Annotated in this window: 9 protein-coding genes; 3 read left to right on the top strand and 6 right to left on the bottom strand. The window is 72.6% G+C overall.

Annotated features, from left to right (window positions below; all coding sequences use genetic code 11):
• Nucleotides 1-16: 16 nt before the first annotated feature.
• On the top strand, nt 17-2848 hold the full coding sequence (locus ABEA46_RS15500) for an alpha-L-rhamnosidase (protein WP_345545624.1): 2832 nt from the start codon (nt 17-19) through the stop codon (nt 2846-2848).
• An 86-nt stretch (nt 2849-2934) separates the two neighbouring features.
• Nucleotides 2935-3954, top strand: coding sequence for a LacI family DNA-binding transcriptional regulator (locus ABEA46_RS15495; protein ID WP_345545622.1), 1020 nt, complete (start codon nt 2935-2937; stop codon nt 3952-3954).
• A gap of 125 nt (nt 3955-4079) precedes the next feature.
• Here the strand turns inward: ABEA46_RS15495 and ABEA46_RS15490 are convergent, their stop codons facing one another.
• Nucleotides 4080-6932 carry an FAD-binding and (Fe-S)-binding domain-containing protein gene (locus tag ABEA46_RS15490; RefSeq protein WP_345545764.1) on the bottom strand — a complete coding sequence of 951 codons (2853 nt, stop codon included), beginning with the start codon at nt 6930-6932 and terminating at the stop codon, nt 4080-4082.
• Between the two features lie 107 nt (nt 6933-7039).
• Here ABEA46_RS15490 and ABEA46_RS15485 point away from each other — a divergent pair, with 107 nt between their 5' ends.
• The gene (locus ABEA46_RS15485) at nt 7040-10162 is read left to right on the top strand and encodes a glycoside hydrolase family 2 TIM barrel-domain containing protein (RefSeq protein ID WP_345545621.1); all 3123 of its coding nucleotides are present in this window, start codon (nt 7040-7042) and stop codon (nt 10160-10162) included.
• A 251-nt stretch (nt 10163-10413) separates the two neighbouring features.
• Here the strand turns inward: ABEA46_RS15485 and ABEA46_RS15480 are convergent, their stop codons facing one another.
• From ABEA46_RS15480 to ABEA46_RS15460, 5 genes are all read right to left on the bottom strand, one after another.
• On the bottom strand, nt 10414-11280 hold the full coding sequence (locus ABEA46_RS15480) for an AraC family transcriptional regulator (RefSeq protein ID WP_345545619.1): 867 nt from the start codon (nt 11278-11280) through the stop codon (nt 10414-10416).
• A gap of 254 nt (nt 11281-11534) precedes the next feature.
• Complete coding sequence (locus ABEA46_RS15475) at nt 11535-11987, bottom strand: NUDIX domain-containing protein (protein ID WP_345545617.1); 453 nt, start codon at nt 11985-11987, stop codon at nt 11535-11537.
• A 10-nt stretch (nt 11988-11997) separates the two neighbouring features.
• A complete protein-coding gene (locus ABEA46_RS15470; protein WP_345545615.1) occupies nt 11998-13266 on the bottom strand; it encodes a four-carbon acid sugar kinase family protein in 1269 nt (422 codons plus the stop codon).
• Nucleotides 13259-14509: a RuBisCO large subunit C-terminal-like domain-containing protein gene (locus ABEA46_RS15465; protein WP_345545613.1), complete on the bottom strand. Its 1251-nt coding sequence runs from the start codon at nt 14507-14509 to the stop codon at nt 13259-13261. Before ABEA46_RS15465 ends, ABEA46_RS15470 begins: the two co-directional genes overlap by 8 nt.
• A 5-nt stretch (nt 14510-14514) precedes the next feature.
• On the bottom strand, nt 14515-16518 hold the full coding sequence (locus tag ABEA46_RS15460; RefSeq protein WP_345545611.1) for a glycoside hydrolase family 127 protein: 2004 nt from the start codon (nt 16516-16518) through the stop codon (nt 14515-14517).
• Between the last annotated feature and the right edge of the window lie 228 nt (nt 16519-16746).

Here is a 16746-nt window from a genome sequence, read left to right as displayed (position 1 = left end):
CGCACGAAGGAGTGCCATGAGCACCGTTCCTCATCTCACGATCGACGCGCCGTATCGCAGCGACGTCGTGGCCGCCCCCGAGCCCCGCTTCGGCTGGCGCACCGAGACCGACACGCCGGACTGGCGCCAGGCGTCGGCCGAGATCGAGCTCACCCGCGGGGGCGGGCTCGAGACGCACCGGGTCGACGGACCGGCGTCGACGCAGCTCGCGTGGCCGTTCGCCCCGCTCGCGCCGCGCGAGGAGGTGTCGCTGCGCGTGCGGGTGACCGGTGAGGACGGCACGACGGGGGAGTGGAGCGCGCCGCGCCGCGTGGTCGCCGGCTTCCTCGGCGAGGGCGAGTGGCAGGCAGCGGCCATCGGGCTGGCGTCGCCCTCCGAGACCGCCCGGCCCGCGTACCTGCGCACCGAGTTCGAGGTCACCGGTCCCGTCTCGCGTGCGACGCTGTACGCCACCGCGGTCGGCGTGTACCAGGTCGCGATCGGCGGCGCCGACGTCGACGACCAGGTCATGAAGCCCGGCTGGACGCCGTACCCGCAGCGCACGATCCACGAGACCACCGACGTCACCGCCCTGCTCGCCGAGGGCCGCAACGCGATCGGCGTGCGGCTGGCGGGAGCGTGGGCGACCGAGCGGTTCGGCTTCCGCGAGAACGCCCGTCCGCTGTACGCGGACCAGCCGCGGTTCGCCGGGCAGCTGCTCGTCGAGTACGCCGACGGGGCGGCGCAGTGGGTGACGACGGATGCCTCGTGGCAGGCCGCGACCGGTCCGATCACCGCGAGCGGCCTGTATGCCGGTGAGGATCACGACGCGCGCCTCGCGCTCGTCGACGACGCCGGCCGCGGGTTCGCCGAAGCCGGCTTCGACGCGTCGGAGTGGATGCCGGCGGCCGAGGCAGATGCGATCCACCCGCCCGAGGCGCGCGTGTCGCCGTTCGTGCGGCGCCTGGACGAGCTCGCGGTGCGCGAGGTCATCGCGACGCCCGCCGGCAAGACGGTGCTGGACTTCGGGCAGAACCTCGTCGGACGCCTGCGGATCCGTGTCGAGGGACCTGCCGGAACCGTGGTGACGCTGCGTCATGCCGAGGTGCTCGAGCACGGCGAGCTCGGAACGCGCCCGCTGCGCGCGGCCGCCGCGACCGACCACTACACGCTGTCGGGCGACGGCGTCGAGGAGTGGGAGCCCGAGTTCACCTTCCACGGCTTCCGCTACGCCGAGGTCGACGGGTGGCCCGGCGAGTTCGACCCGGCCGCCGTCACCGCCGTGGTGATCCACAGCGACATGGAGCGGACCGGGTGGTTCGAGGCATCCCATCCGCTCGTCAACCAGCTGCACGAGAACATCGTGTGGGGCCTGCGCGGCAACTTCCTGTACCTGCCGACGGACTGCCCGCAGCGCGACGAGCGCCTGGGCTGGACGGGCGACATCCAGGTGTTCGCGCCGACGGCGTCGTTCCTGTACGACGTGCGCGGGTTCCTCGACTCGTGGCTGCGCGACCTCGCGCTGGAGCAGGAGGACGGCGTGGTGCCGTTCGTCGTGCCCAACGCGCTCGGTGTCGCGCGCCCCGCCGCCGCGTGGGGTGACGCCGCCACGATCGTGCCGTGGGTGCTCCACGAGCGCTACGCCGACGCCGCGACCGTCGCACGGCAGTACGACAGCATGAAGGCGTGGGCCGACGTGCTGATCGACCTCGCCGGTCCTCGCCGCCTGTGGGAGGGCATGTTCCAGTTCGGTGACTGGCTCGACCCTGACGCGCCGCCGGAGCAGGCGGCCAAGGCCAAGACCGACGCCGACATCGTCGCATCGGCCTACCTGTTCCGCTCGGTCGACGCGGTGGCGCGCGCGGCCGCGCTGCTCGGCGACGAGAGCACCGCGCACGCGTACGCGACGATCGCCGAAGAGGTGCGTCAGGCGTTCCTCGCCGAGTACGTCACTCCGGCCGGCCGCATGATGTCCGACGCGCAGACCGCGTACGCGATGGCGATCATGTTCGACATCGCCCCTGCCGAGCAGCAGGAGGTGCTGGGCGCGCGCCTGGCCGAGCTCACGCGGCTGTCGGGGTACCGCATCGGCACCGGCTTCGTCGGCACGCCGATCATCCAGGACGCCCTCACCCGCACCGGACACCTCGAGACCGCGCGGCGTCTGCTGGTGCAGACCGAGAACCCGTCGTGGCTGTACCCGGTGACGATGGGCGCCACCACGATCTGGGAGCGCTGGGACTCGATGCTGCCCGACGGCACCATCAACCCGGGCGAGATGACCTCGTTCAACCACTACGCGCTGGGCGCGATCGGCGACTGGCTGCACCGCGTGGTCGCCGGCCTCGCCCCCGACGCGCCCGGCTACGCGCGACTGCGCATCGAGCCGCACCCGCTCGCGGAGTTCGACTTCGCGTCGGCCGAGCACCTCACGCCCTACGGCACGGCCCGCGCCGGCTGGTCGCGCGAGGGCGGCGTCGTGCGGGTGACGGCGACCGTGCCGCCCAACACGACGGCCGTCGTCGTGCTGCCCGACGGCCGGTCCTTCGAGGTCGGCTCGGGTGCGCATGAATGGGAGACGGCGGATGCCGCACCCCCGGCGTCCTCGTCCCGCATCGGCATGGACTCGACGCTGGCCGCCGTGATCGACGACCTCGACGCCTACCGCGCCATCGGCACGGCGCTGGAGGCCGCGAATCCCGAGGCCGCGCACGCGTTCCGCACGACCACGCGGTGGTCCGACCGCCGCGAGCTCGGCGAGGCGCTGTTCATGTTCGCCGGTCCCGACGTGCAGCAGACCATCGCGGAACGGCTCGCCGACCTGTCGGCGCGCCGCGAGGCCGGTGCGACGATCGCGGCGGACGCCTGACCGGCGCCCGGCAGGCGGGACTCCGCTTGCCCGGGCGGTGCGGTGCCCTACACTCGCGGACAGCGAGAACAAACCCTGGGAGTGTCATGGTGGTGAGCGTGCGAGATGTCGCTGCGGCGGCTTCCGTGTCGGTGGGGACCGTCTCGAACGTGCTCAACCGGCCCGAGAAGGTGTCGCCGGCGACCGTGGAACGGGTCACGCAGGCGATCGAGGAGCTCGGCTTCGTGCGCAACGACGCCGCCCGGCAGCTGCGGGCCGGACGCAGCCGCAGCATCGCGCTGATCGTGCTCGACTCGGGCAACCCGTTCTTCGCCGAGGTGGCGCGCGGCGCCGAGGACCGCGCCGCCGAATCGGGCATGAGCGTGCTGCTCGGCAACAGCGACGAGCGCTCCGATCGCGAGGACGCGTACCTGGAGCTGTTCCGCGAGCAGCGGGTGAACGGCGTGCTGGTGACCCCGGTCGACGGCGACCTGGCGGCCCTCGTGCGGCTGCAGAACGCCGGCGTGCCGGTGATCCTCGTCGACCATGAGGACGCCGCGACCGCGCTGGCCTCGGTGTCGGTCGACGACGTCGAGGGCGGGTACCTCGCGGTCGCGCACCTGCTGTCGACCGGCCGCCGGCGCATCGCGTTCATCGGCGGTCCGCGCTCGATCCGCCAGGTGGCCGACCGCCTCGAGGGCGCGCGCCGCGCCGTCGCCGAGGTCGAGGGGGCGACGCTCGAGGTGATCGAGATGGCCGCGCTCTCGGTGCTGCAGGGCCGCGCGGCCGGGGAGCAGCTGCGAGGGCTGGCGCCGCAGGAACGGCCGGACGCCGTCTTCGCGGCGAACGACCTGCTCGCGGTGGGTGCGCTGCAGGCCTTCTCGCTCATGTCGGACGTGCAGGTGCCTCGTGACATCGCGCTCGTCGGCTACGACGACATCGATTTCGCCTCGGCGACCGTCGTGCCGCTCAGCTCGGTGCGCCAGCCGGCGCACCTCATCGGGTACACCGCGGTCGACCTGCTGCTCAAAGAGCTCGAGGAGCCCGACGGCGGGCACGAGCGCACCGTGCGCTTCCAGCCCGAGCTCGTGGTGCGGGAGTCGACGGCCGCGACCACAGGTCGTTGAGCGAGCGGAGCGAGACGAAACGCCGTGAGCCGCCGATCGGACCCGGCCACTCGCGCGACGTTCGCGCAGCCCGGGTCCTCGAAGGCGTCTCGCCACGTTTCGTCTTCGCTCGTTCCTCGCTCCGCTCAACGACCACGAAGTCGCGTCGCCTCCTCCAGCAGCTCCAGCACGTGGCGGTAGTCCGCGCCGGTGGCGCGGGTCATGCCGAGCTCGCAGGTGCGGTTGCAGGACGCGTGGGCGTCGGCGCGGAGCGCGCGCACCTCGGCAGCCTCGGGCGCCGTGGCCGACGCGGTGAGCTCGGGATGCAGCATCCCGCGGTCGCCGGCGAAGCCGCAGCATCCCCACGAATCGGGCACGACGACCTCGCCGGCCACGACAGTGGCCACGCGCTGCAACGCCGGATCGAGGCCCAGCTGCGTCGACGAGCAGGTCGGATGCAGCGCCAGCGTGCCGACGAGCGGCGTGACGGCGCCCAGGCGCGGCAGCAGCTCGCGCTCGGTGAAGGCCACGGCGTCCTCGACGGTGGTCTCGACCCCCGCGTCGGCCAGCAGGTGCACGAAGCCCTCGGTGCACGACGACGCGTCGGTCACCACGGTGAGCCGACCGCCGGGTGAGGCCTCGGCGAGGGCCGCGACGACGCGGCGCGACATCGCGGCGCGTCCGTCGGCGTAGCCCTTCGAGGTCCACGGCGTGCTGCAGCACAGCGTGTCGACGTTCTCGGGCACGACCAGGCGCACGCCGGCCCGCTCGGCCAGTCGCCGGAACGCCTCGGTCGCGCCGATCCCCGGGGTGCCGTCGGCGGCGTCGGCGGGGCCGAACATCGTTCCCACGCACGCCGGCAGGAACACCGCGACCGGCGCGTCCTCCCCGCCGCCGATCGACGCGCCGAGCTTCGAGCGGGCGCGCCCGCCGCGCGGCAGGTCGTCGGTGTAGCGGGGCACGGTGTCGGCGCCGAGCACGGCACGGCCGAGGTCTGTCGCCGCGGTCACCACGGCCGCCGGCATCCGGTCGGCCACGCTCAGCCCCGCGCTCGCGACGCGCGTCGCAGCACCCCACGCGTTCGCCGCACCGGCCCATGCGGTGCCCGCGACGCGGCCCGCGTCCTCACGGCGCAGCCGCTTGACGAGCGTGCCGGTGTTGATCAGCACCGGGCACGCCGTCTGGCACATGCCGTCGACGGCGCACGTGTCGACGCCGGCGTAGCCGTAGTCCCGTTCCAGCTCGCGCGCGAGGGCGTCGTCGCCGGATGCCTCGGCCCGCGCGATCGCGCGCCGCGTGACGATCCGCTGCCGCGGGGTCAGGGTCAGGTCGCGGCTCGGGCAGACCGGCTCGCAGTAGCCGCACTCGACGCAGCGGTCGGCCTCGGCCTCGATCGGATCGGCGAGCTTGATGTGCTTGAGGTGGGCCTCGGGGTCGTCGTCGACGATCACCCCGGGGTTGAGGATGCCATGCGGATCGCACAGCCGCTTGAGCTCGCGCATGACGTCGGCGAGCTCGTCGCCGTACTGGCGGCGCACGTAGGGCGCCATGACGCGGCCGGTGCCGTGCTCGGCTTTGAGGTTGCCGCCGGCGTCGAGCACCAGGTCGACCATGTCCTCGGTGAACGCGGCGTAGCGCGCAAGCTGGTCGGCCGGCTCGAACCGATCCGTCAGCATGAAGTGGATGTTGCCGTCCTTGGCGTGCCCGAAGATCACGCTGTCGCCGTAGTCGTACCGGTCGAACAGCCTCTGCAGGCTGCCGCACGTGGCGGCGAGGCGCTCGACCGGCACCACGACGTCCTCCAGCAGGGCCGTCGTGCCGCTCGGCCGGGCGCCCGCGACGGATGCGTACAGGCCCTTGCGCAGCTTCCACGCGACGGCGCGCTCGGCCGCATCGGCGCTGAACCCGACCGGTGCCTCCAGCGGCTGCGCCGACAGCGTGCGCGTGCCGCGGGCGACGAGGTCGGCCAGTTCCTCGTCGGTGTGCGCGTGGTACTCGACGAGCAGGGCCGCCTGGTCGCGCACGGTGAGCCCGGTGATCTGCCGCGGCGCGCCGGCCAGCGACTGCCCGACGCGGAGGGACGCGGCATCCATCAGCTCCAGGGTCGCCGCGCCCGTCGCGACCAGGTCGGGGAGCGCCCGGGTGGCAGCCTCGAGGTCGGGGAACACCGTGAGCGCCGTCGAGATGCGCGGCAGGATCGGCACGGTGCGGTAGGTCGCCTCGGCGACGAACGCCAGCGTGCCCTCGCTGCCGACGACGAGGTGCGCGAGCAGCTGCGCCGGCGTGCCGAAGTCGAGGAATGCGTTGACCGCGTAGCCCATCGTGTTCTTCATGGCGAACTGGCGGCGGATGATCTCGACCGAGGCCGGGTTCGACACGACGCGATCGCGCAGCCGCATCAGGCGCTCCACGAGTTCGGGCTCGGCCGCCCGCAGCGCGGCATCGGCGTCGGGCGCGCCCGAGTCGACCACGGTGCCCGAGGGCAGCACGAAGACGAGCGACTCGAGCGTCTGGTAGGTGTTCTCGGTGACGCCGCACGCCATGCCGCTGGAGTTGTTGTTGACCACGCCGCCGATCGTGCAGGCGATCTCGCTCGCAGGGTCGGGGCCGAGGCGGTGGCCGTGCCGCGCGAGGCGCGCGTTGACCTGTCGCACCGTCGCGCCGGGCTGCACGCGCACACGGCGGCCGTCGTCCTCGACGTCGATGCGGCGGAACCGCTGCCGCACATCGACGAGGATGCCCTCGGTCGTTGCCTGCCCCGACAGGCTGGTGCCGCCGGAGCGGAACGTCAGCGGCGACCCGCTCGTCGTCGCGGCGCGCATCACCGCGCCGACCTCGGCGGCGTCGGCGGCGATCACGACGGCCTGCGGCGTGAGCAGGAAGTGCGAGGCGTCGCTCGCGTAGGCGACGCGGTCGATGGCGCGCGCCTTGATGCGGGATGCCTCGCCCACCGCCCGTGCGATCGCCCCGGGGACGACCGCCGCAGCCTGGGTGCGCATCGCCTGCGTGCCCCTCGTCCGGGGGTGTGCGATCGTTCTTGCCATGGCGGCTCCTCGCTGAGTTAGACTGCAATCGCATTCAATCAGGAATGGATATGCAACCCCTTATGGACATGCAGACTAGCGGATCCGTGCGAGCGACGGCGACGGACCGGTACTGGGAGAGCACGCAGCCGGGGGCCGGGCGCCGCACGCCGCGCGCCGAGGCCCTGACCGACGCGGAGGTGCTGAGCCTCAACGGCACGTGGCGCTTCCGTCTCTCGCCGACCGCCGAGGGCACCGGCGACGCGTTCCTGGCCGCTGATTTCGACGACAGCGGGTGGGACGCGATGGCGGTCCCCTCGCACTGGGTGCTCGAGCCCTTCACCCCGCTGGCCGGCGGCCCCGCGCGCCGCATGCTCGGGACCGCCGAGGGCCCGCTGTACACGAACACCGCGTACCCGATCCCGCTCGACCCGCCGTACGTATCGGACGAGAACCCCACCGGCGACTACCGGCTCGTGTTCGAGGCGCCGGAGTCCTTCGCGGGCGTCGGCGGCACGGCCGTGCTGCGGTTCCAGGGCGTCGACTCGTGCGCCAAGGTCTGGCTCAACGGCGAGGAGCTGGGCTGGTCGACCGGCAGTCGTCTGCCCTTCGAGTTCGATGCCCCGGTGCGTCCCGGCCGCAACGTGCTGTGCGTGCGCGTGCAGCGCTGGTCGGCGGGGACGTACCTCGAGGACCAGGACATGTGGTGGCTGCCCGGCATCTTCCGCGACGTCGAGCTGCTCGCGCGCCCGGCCGGGGGCATCGACGACCACTTCGTGCACGCCGACTACGACGCGGCGAGCGGACTCGGCACGCTGCGAGTCGACGTGACGCCGTCGGGAGGGGATGCCGCCGCCTCCGCCGCACCGCCGGCGCTGGTCGAGGTGCCCGAGCTGGGCCTGCGCATCGCCGCGGGCGAGAGCGTCACAGTCCCCGTCGAGCCGTGGAGCGCCGAGAGCCCGCGGCTGTACCGCGGCACCGTCCGCACGGCGTCCGAGACCCTTTCGCTCGCGATCGGGTTCCGTCACGTCGAGGTCGTCGACGGGGTGTTCACGGTGAACGGACGCGCGGTGACGTTCCGCGGTGTCAACCGGCACGAGCACCACCCCGACAGCGGTCGCACGCTCGACCGCGCGACGATGATCCGCGACATCGAGCTGATGAAGCGCGCCAACGTCGACGCGGTGCGCACCAGCCACTACCCGCCGCATCCCGAATTCCTGCGGCTGTGCGACGAGTACGGGCTGTGGGTCGTCGCCGAGGCCGACCTCGAGACCCACGGGTTCATCTACGAGGGGTGGGAGCACAACCCGCCCGCGATGCCCGAGTGGCGCGACGCGATCATGGACCGCCTGCACCGCACCGTCGAGCCTCTGAAGAACCACCCGAGCATCGTGGTGTGGTCGCTCGCGAATGAGAGCATGACCGGCGACGGGTTCCGCGAGATGCGGGAGTGGCTCGACGCCCGCGATCCGTCGCGCGCGGTGCTGTACGAGCGCGACCCGCGCTACCGCGACTCCGACTTCTACTCGCTGATGTATCCGTCGCTGGAGCTGCTGGAGCGGATCGGCCGGCGCGAGGAACCCCGCGGCGGCCGCCTCAGCATGCACGGCATGGTGTTCGACGCCGACGAGGACGCCCCCGACGGCATCTCGGACGCCGATGACGAGCGCCGTCGCGGGCTGCCCTTCCTGCTGGTCGAGTACGCGCACGCGATGGGCAACGGCCCCGGCTCGCTGCAGGACTACTGGCGCATCATCCGTGCGCACGAGCGCCTGTGCGGCGCGTTCGTCTGGGAGTGGATCGACCACGGGTTCCACGGGGACGGGCCCGCGGGCGAGCGCATCGTGATGCACGGCGACGACGTGGACTACGAGCCGCGCGGCGGCCGTTTCAGCCTGCACGGCCTGGTGTTCAGCGACCGCACGCCGACGCCGGGTCTCGTCGAGCTCGCCAAGGCGCACGAGCCGGTGCTGATCACCGTCGGCGAGGCGTCGGTGCGGGTCGAGAACGACCGGCACACGATCGACACGTCCGACCTGGCCTTCGGCTGGAGCGTCGAGGCCGACGGCCTGCCGGTCGCGAGCGGCGTGCTCGAGGTCCCCGCGCTGGCCGCGGGCTCCGCCGTCGAGATCGCGATCCCGGATGCCGCCGCCCAGGCGCTCGCGGCGGCTGCGGGTGTGGCATCCACTCCCCACGACGTGGTGCTGACTGTCGAGGCGGCGCTCGCCGCAGAGGCGCGGTGGGCGCCTGCCGGGCACGTCGTGGCGTGGGGGCAGCGGGTGGCGCGTACGGCTCAGGTCGTCGCCGCGCCCGCACCGGGAGCAGGCGTGCCCGCGCTGCGGTTCGCCTTCTCGGCGGCCGTGGCCCGCGAGGTGGTCGAGGTCGGGGCGGGCACGTTCGATGCGGCCACCGGACGCCTCGTGCGGCTCGGGGACCTCGAGCTCGACGGACCGACGCTGGACCTGTACCGCGCGCCCACCGAGAACGACCACGGCCAGGGTGCGACGAACGACCTCGCCTCGGTGTGGCACAAGACGATGCTCGACCGGCTGCTGCACCGCATCGACGAGGTGTCGACGGGAGCGGGCCGGCTCACCGTGCGCGGGCGCACGGCGCCGCGCACGCATCCGCACGGCGTCGCGTGGAGCATGACCTGGGCGGCCGACGGCGACGGGCTCGTGCTCGACGCGACTGCTGACTTCGTCGGCCCGTGGTCGGACACCCCGTATCTCGGCCGCGACATCCTCGTGCCGCGCCTCGGTCTCCTGTTCGCCCTGCCGGGCGTGGCCGAGCGGGTGACGTGGTTCGGCCGCGGCCCCGGCGAGACGTACGTCGACTCGTACGAAGGCTCGCGGGTGGGCCGGTACGCGGCATCCGTCGACGACCTGCAGGTGCCGTACCCGGTGCCGCAGGAGAACGGCAACCACGTGCAGACGCGGTGGCTCGAGGTCACCGGACCCGGGATGCCGTCGCTGCGGGTCGACGGGCGCCCCGAGTTCGACTTCACGGCACGCCGCTGGACGTCTCACGACCTCACGCGGGCTGCCAAGCCTCACGAGCTCGTCGACTCTGGCCGGGTGTGGCTCAACCTCGATCACGCGCAGCAGGGCGTGGGCTCGGCATCCGTGGGTCCTGCCCTGCCCGAGCAGTACCGCATCCCGCGCGTGCCGACATCGTGGAGCCTGCGCCTTCAGGCCGGGTGACCCTGGTCGCGCCTGGCCGACTTGCCGCGATGACGGTGGCTTTCGAGCTGCGACGAGACCCCGGGGCCGTACGGACGATCCTCGAATCGCTGCCCGACTGGTTCGGCGACCCCGAGGCGATCGAGAACTACGTCGCCGATGCCGGCGGTGAGCGGTTCGTGAGCATCGTCGGCGTGCTGGTCACAGCCCGAACCACCGCGGCGTGCTGCTGCCGGATGCGCTGCGGTGGCTCTGGCGGTGGTGCGCTCGCGTCAGGCGCGTTCGACGGGGAGCCACAGCTCGCTGGTCGCTGTGGTGAAGTCGGGGGAGCGGTCCAGGATCGCGACGATCGACGGGCCGGGGCGCAGGCGCCACGGGTTCGACGGGAACCAGTCGGCAGCCGTCGCCGCCCACGTCTGCTGCAGGGCTGCGGGGTAGTCCCCGGCGGTGCGGAACACGGCCCACGTTCCCGAGGGGACCTCGATCGCATCGAGGTCATCGGGTACGGGGGCGACGGCGTCGACAGCTACGCCGTGCAGATACGTGAGCGTAGTGCCCTCGGTGTAGTCGGGATCGACGTCGGCTGAGACCTGCAGCAGACCTGCCGGCTCGGTGCTGCTGAGCTGCTTGAGCCGGGCGTGCTCCTCTGCGGGCAGTGAGGCGATGTGCGCCTGGATGTGCGGATTGACTCCTTCGTGGATGAGTGGCACGCGCGTGGCGTGGCCGATGAGGCGGAACGCGGGGCGGTCGGTGATGCGGGTGTCCATGGGGATGATTCCTTCGACGGTCAGGCGGAACCTGAGTTTGGGTTGGGCGCGAAGGGAGCTGCGGTCGCGGCGGACGTCGCCGGGACTTGCGCCGTGCACCGCGCGGAACGCGCGGGCGAACGCCTCGGTCGAGCCGTACCCGTGACGCACCGCGATGCTCAGCAGGTCGTCGTCGCCGAGCACGTCCGCCGCGGCCACGGTCATGCGCCGACGTCGGACGTACTCCGACAGCGGCATCCCGGCCAGCGCCGAGAACGTCCGCCGCAGGTGGTACTCGGTGGTGCCGTGGCGCCGTGCGAACTCGGCGATGTCGAGGTCATCGGCGAGATGGTCCTCGACGACGTCGGCGAGCTGGTTGAGCGTGGCGATCATGGCTTCTCCCTTCGCTCTCCAGATTCGTCGAGTTCTCCGGCGCGCGCCCGACTATCGGCGCCCGATTCGATCGTGCGGTGCGATGGGACGCTCCGGCAAGTCGCACCGCGACGAGACCGGGGATCTGGCCGCCGAGGCAGGGGGTTCTGGCTGAGACCCATGGCGTCGCCCCCGGTGTCAGCCGATACCCCCGGTCTCGCGAGCAGAGAGCGCCCGGCGAACGCGTCGGATGAGCGAGGCGGCAGCGCGGGGCGCTAGAAACCGGACGACAGCAGGGTCGCCGAACGTCCGTCGCGCAGCGCCTCGAGTGCGGTGCGCTCGTACTCCGGCATGCGCTCGGGCAGCGCATCGAGGTCGAACCAGGCGAGTTCGGCGCACTTGCGCGGCTCCAGGATCTGCGGCTCGCCGACCCAGTCGTCGCACGCGAAGAACCAGTCGACGCGCTGCTCGATCGGGTTGTCGGTGCCGTCGGTGCGCTGCATCACCGCGATCGGCAGCAGCGCGGCGGGGTCGAGAGCGAGCCCGAGTTCTTCGCGGGCCTCGCGCGCCGCGGCGCCCGCGGCGGTCTCGCCGAGCTCGATGTGCCCGGCCGCGCCGGCGGCCCAGCATCCGTCCATGTACCCGGTGTTCTGCCGCAGCTGCAGCAGCACGGACGACCCGCGGCGCAGATACACGTAGGACGAGGGGACGACGAAGAAGCGGCTCACCCCAGGGACCCTACCGGGCGGGTGCGAGGGCGGCGACGTCGGTGAACAGCGAGTCGGCGCCGACCTGGCCGCCCTTGAGCAGCAGCTCGAGCCCGTCGATCGCGGGGTCGTCGGAGTGAGCCCGCAGCAGCACCACGTTGCCCCACGGGTTGGCGGCGATCGACAGCGCCTCGACGCCGAGCAGCCGCGTGACGCGGCTCGACGTGTCGCCGCCGCACACGATGATCCGTCGCGATGCTCCGTCGCGCGCGATCGCTGCGATGAGGGATGCCGCGGCCTCCGCGATCGCCGGCAGCAGGGGCCCCTCGCCGGCGGCGCCGATGTCGGCGTCGTCGGAGGTGAGCGCGACGCTCCGCCCGGCCCGCAGCGCGTCGCGCACCTCGGCCGTCGTGGACGCGAGCGCGGCGGCATCGAGCGGCAGAGCGCGGACGAGCCAGCCGGCGGCGGCTGCGGCATCGGCCTGCCGCCGGGTCTGTGCCGAGCGGCTGCCCGACACCGCGAGCACCGGGCCCGTGGCGGACGAAGTGGCCGGGATCGCCGGCCCGTCGCCGGGGGATGCCGCCGCGACGCCGTGCGACAGCCCGCCGGAGCCGATGGCGAACACCGGCGCCGGCAGCGCTCCGAGCGCCGCGCCCACGGTGACCAGATGCTCGTCGGTGAGGGCGTCCAGCACGACGGCGGCATCGGTGGCGGCGCGCAGCCGTGCGGCCAGGCCATCGTAGGAGAGCAGCGACACGGCGCCGACCGGCAGCATCGTCTGGCGTCCGATGTGGACGGCCAGATCGGCCTCGGTCATCGGCGTGGACGGATGCTGCGACATCGTGGGCTGCCGATCGAGGCGATAGACGACGCCCTGCTCGGCGGCGAAGTGCTGGCCGAGCACGGTGTAGCGGCCGAAGTCGGGCTGCGCGAACAGCATCGGCACCGGCCGCTCGCCGAACGCCTCGCGGGCGAGCTCCACGACGCGCCCGAGGCTTCCGACGTGCGGCGCTGAGTCCGCGGTCGAGCACGCCTTGTACTGCACGAGCGCGGGACCCAGCGCGGCGAAGGCGGCGAACACCGGCCGCAGCTCGGCGTCCATGTCGTCCCGGCCGAGCGATCGCGAGATGCCCGCCACCCCGACCACGTCGACCTCGGCCGCCGCGCGGGCCAGCGCGGCGGCATCCGGGAGCTCGGTGAAGAGCCGGCCGGTCCACCCGCGCCGGGCGAACTGCAGCAGCGCGTCGACGCTGCCGGTGAAGTCGTCGCCGTAGAAGACGACGGGGCCTTCGCTACGCACGGACCGGCCCGAACAGCTCTGCAGCCCGTCGCAGCGCCGGCGAGGACGAGTACGCGTCGTCGGCGCTCTCGCCGCGCGCCGCCGACGCCCACGCGTCGCGCATGCTCGCGACGCCCGCAGCCGCCCCGTCGGGGTGACCGTGGATGCCGCCGCCGGCGAGCACCAGCAGATCGGTCGTGCCCACGGCGGCATAGGTCGCGTGCGCGAGCCCGCCCCACTGCCCCGACGACAGCACCGGCACGGTCGGGGTGAGCCCCAGGAGCGGTTCGCGGACCGCGGCGATCGAGTCGAGCACCTGGTCGTCCGTCTCGTAGAACTTGTTGCTGATGCCGTTCGTGTGCAGGTGGTCGGCGCCGGCCAGGCGGGCGAGCTTCTGCCACGCACGGAACCCTATCCCGACCTGCTCGGAGCGTCCGAACGATCCGAACATGGCGCGGTGCCCGTGGATCGGCACACTGCTGTGGCGACGGAGGAACTCCAGCCCCGGCAGGCCCACGAGGTTCACACAGGCCATCACGCACGTGCCGCCGGCGGCCACCACGAGGTCGTGGTTGGCCTCGAGTCGCCCGATGTCGTCGGTGATGTTGAACGCGTACATCGGCTTGCGGCCGGTGCGGTCCGCGTAGCGCTCGAGCACCGGCATGACCGCCGCCACGCGGGCGGCGAGCGGCGCCGAGGGGCCGTTGCCCTGCAGCTCGTCGTCCTTGATGAAGTCGATGCCCGCCTCCGCGAGCTGCCCCACCACCTCGGCGAGATCCTCGGGCGACAGGCCGATGCTGGGCTTGACGATCGTGCCGATCATGGCGCCGTCAGGCCGCCCCATGAGCCGGCGGGTGCCCTCGACGCCGAACGCCGGGCCCGGGTACCGCTCGGCGAAGGCCGGCGGCAGCTCGAGGTCGACCAGGCGGATCGCGGACAGCTCCTTGATCTCGAACAGGTTGCCGGCCACCGCGGCGAGCAGGTTCGGCAGCGAGGGGCCGAAGTTGTCGAGCGGGAAGCGCAGCCGCAGGCGCGCGCGGCGGCGCAGTGCGGGGTCGCCCACCGACCCCGGCAGCGGCGAGGCGCCGGTGAGCGGGAGCTCCTCGAGCGATTCCACCTGCGCGGCGAACCGGGCACGCAGGTCGTCGGATTCGCGCTCGACGCGGACGAATGTACCTGTGGACTGCTCGCCGGCGAGCACCTCGGCCGCGCGCTGCAGCGGCAGCGAGGTCTCGATGACGTAGGTCGCGATGACGTGTTCCATGCGCGTCACCAGACCAGGGGGAGCCAGACCGACATCTCGCCGGCGCCGCGGTTGCCCCACGCGAAGTACGGGACCAGGCGCACCGGGGTCGTCGTGAGCGGCACGTCGGCGACGTCGTCGTACAGGGCGTCCTCGTCGGAGCGCGGCAGGATGACGGCCTCGGTGTCGATCGCCACCACGCGCTGCCCGGCGACCTCGGTCTCGACCGGCGTGAACGCCGCGCCGCGGCGCAGCGCCACCTGCTCCAGCACGACGCCCTCCGGCAGATCGGCGGACTCGACGCAGTACACGACCGGGCCGCGGCGCACCGCGACCTGGTTCGTCGCCTCTTCGGCCAGGCGGTGGGCGCGCAGCACGCGCACCGGCATCGGCAGGATCAGCGCGATCACGTCGCCCTCCTGCCACTCGCGCTCGACGCGGGTGTACGTCCCCGGGCCGGTCACCGGCACGTCCTCGCCGTTCACGGTGAGCGTCGCGCCCGACACCCACCCCGGGATGCGCAGGTGCAGGGGGAGGCCCTGGCCGCCGGCATCCTGCACCGCAGCGGTGACCGTGAAGGCGACGGTCTCGCCCCACGGGTACCCGCCGTCCTCGCTGAGGGCGAGGCGCCTGCCGTCCTCGGCCGTCACGTCGAGCGCGCTGCCGCCGTACAGGTGGACGTACAGGCCGTCGGCGCCGAGCGACGCCGCACGCTCGTGGAACCGCGCGAGCGTGCGCGCGATGTTCGGGGGGCAGCAGAAGCAGCTGAGGTAGGGCTCGCGAAGACGCTCGTCCGAGGGCGGCGGTGAGGGGACCGGGTGCATGGCCGTATCGCCGGGCCTGCGCAGCGGATAGGGGAGGTCCCGCACCTGGCGCAGCGGATTCGTGTAGAAGTACTCCGAGCCCGCGAGGCTGATGCTGGAGAGCAGGCTGTTGAACGCCACCTGCTCGATCACGTCCGCGTAGGCCGCGTCGCCGGTGAGCGCCAGCATCCGCTCACCCCACAGGATCAGGCCGATGTTGGCGCACGACTCGTTGTGCGCGGTCGTGTGCGGCAGCTGGAACGCCCGGCCGTAGGCCTGGTGCACACGGCTGATGTCGCCCTGCCACGGCGAGCCGTCGGGGGAGGCGCCGTCGTAGAGCGCGCCCGCGCCGCCGGTGATGTACAGCTTGGTGTCGACGACGTCGCGCCACAGCAGCTCGAGCACGGCCTCCAGCTCGGTGTCGCCGGTCTCGGCGACGAGGTCGGCCAGGCCCGCGTACAGGTAGTTGGCGCGCACGGCATGCCCGGCCACGACAGTCTGCTCGCGCACCGGCACCCGGTCCTGGTTGTCGTCGCCGCCCTCGAAGTCGTCGCGGACGCGGATGAACGCCTCGGACAGCCGCAGGTACTGCTCGTCGCCGGTCGCACGGTACAGGTCGATCACCGCCATGTAGTGGGAGGGGCAGATCGCGCTGCGGGCGAGCTCCAGCGGCTTGTTCGTGGCGAGGTCTTCGAGGAACGACGCCGCCTTTCGCGCCGCGTCCAGGAGCGTCGTCGATCCGGTGACCTCGTAGTGGCGGACGCCTGCGGTGATCAGGTGCCCCAGGTTGTACGTCTCGAAGTTGAACCGGTCGGCCAGCGCGATGGCGTCCTCGTGGTTGCGGGTCGAGATGATCGTGGGCGTGTGCAGGTAGCCGTCCGGTCGCTGAACCGACGCGATCAGCTGCGCGATCTGCTCCAGGCGTTCGGCGAGCTCGGGGTCCGGATCGGTCTCGAGCCGGGCGATCGCGGCCTCGAGCCACTTGTAGAAGTCGCCGTCCATGAACGGCGGGCCGGAGTGCTCGCCGGCATCGAGCCCGGCGGCGATGCGGAAGTTGGCGAGGCCGGGGCTCACCGCGGGATCGCTGAGCGAGGACCAGATCTGCGGGATCGTGACGTCGCGCGTGCGATCGTGGACATCTCCCCAGAAGCCGCTGGCCCAGCGTGCGTTCGCAGCGCCGAGGGGTCGCAACCGGGCGTGCGCCCGGGTCGCGGTCGTGGCGGTCATGTCGGTTCCTTCCGAGTGGCGTTCAGTCTCGTGCTCGTCGCGGCGTCGCGGCAAGAACAGGACCGTTGCGGGTCAGACTAAGCAGGTGATGCAAGTTCTCGCAACGCTGCATGGAAATGCAGTCTAGACCCTGAATCGTCTCAAAGTGAATAGAATTTCAGTACTGACTGTTGACACACGTTGAAATCGTGCCTACTGTCGTGGTCGTACCTTTCACCCGCATGGTCG

Origin of the sequence: Microbacterium jejuense (assembly GCF_039544225.1) — a bacterium.
Lineage (GTDB): Bacteria > Actinomycetota > Actinomycetes > Actinomycetales > Microbacteriaceae > Microbacterium > Microbacterium jejuense.
Note: the sequence above shows the minus strand (reverse complement) of the source record. Positions and strands in the feature narration are given on the sequence as shown.

What these genes read in the sequence shown, in the direction of transcription:
- ABEA46_RS15500 (WP_345545624.1), top strand. Translation starts at nt 17, where the DNA reads ATGAGCACCGTTCCTCATCTCACGATCGACGCGCCGTATCGCAGCGAC.
- ABEA46_RS15495 (WP_345545622.1), top strand. Translation starts at nt 2,935, where the DNA reads ATGGTGGTGAGCGTGCGAGATGTCGCTGCGGCGGCTTCCGTGTCGGTG.
- ABEA46_RS15490 (WP_345545764.1), bottom strand. Translation starts at nt 6,932, where the DNA reads ATGCGCACCCAGGCTGCGGCGGTCGTCCCCGGGGCGATCGCACGGGCG.
- ABEA46_RS15485 (WP_345545621.1), top strand. Translation starts at nt 7,040, where the DNA reads ATGGACATGCAGACTAGCGGATCCGTGCGAGCGACGGCGACGGACCGG.
- ABEA46_RS15480 (WP_345545619.1), bottom strand. Translation starts at nt 11,280, where the DNA reads ATGATCGCCACGCTCAACCAGCTCGCCGACGTCGTCGAGGACCATCTC.
- ABEA46_RS15465 (WP_345545613.1), bottom strand. Translation starts at nt 14,509, where the DNA reads ATGGAACACGTCATCGCGACCTACGTCATCGAGACCTCGCTGCCGCTG.
- ABEA46_RS15460 (WP_345545611.1), bottom strand. Translation starts at nt 16,518, where the DNA reads ATGACCGCCACGACCGCGACCCGGGCGCACGCCCGGTTGCGACCCCTC.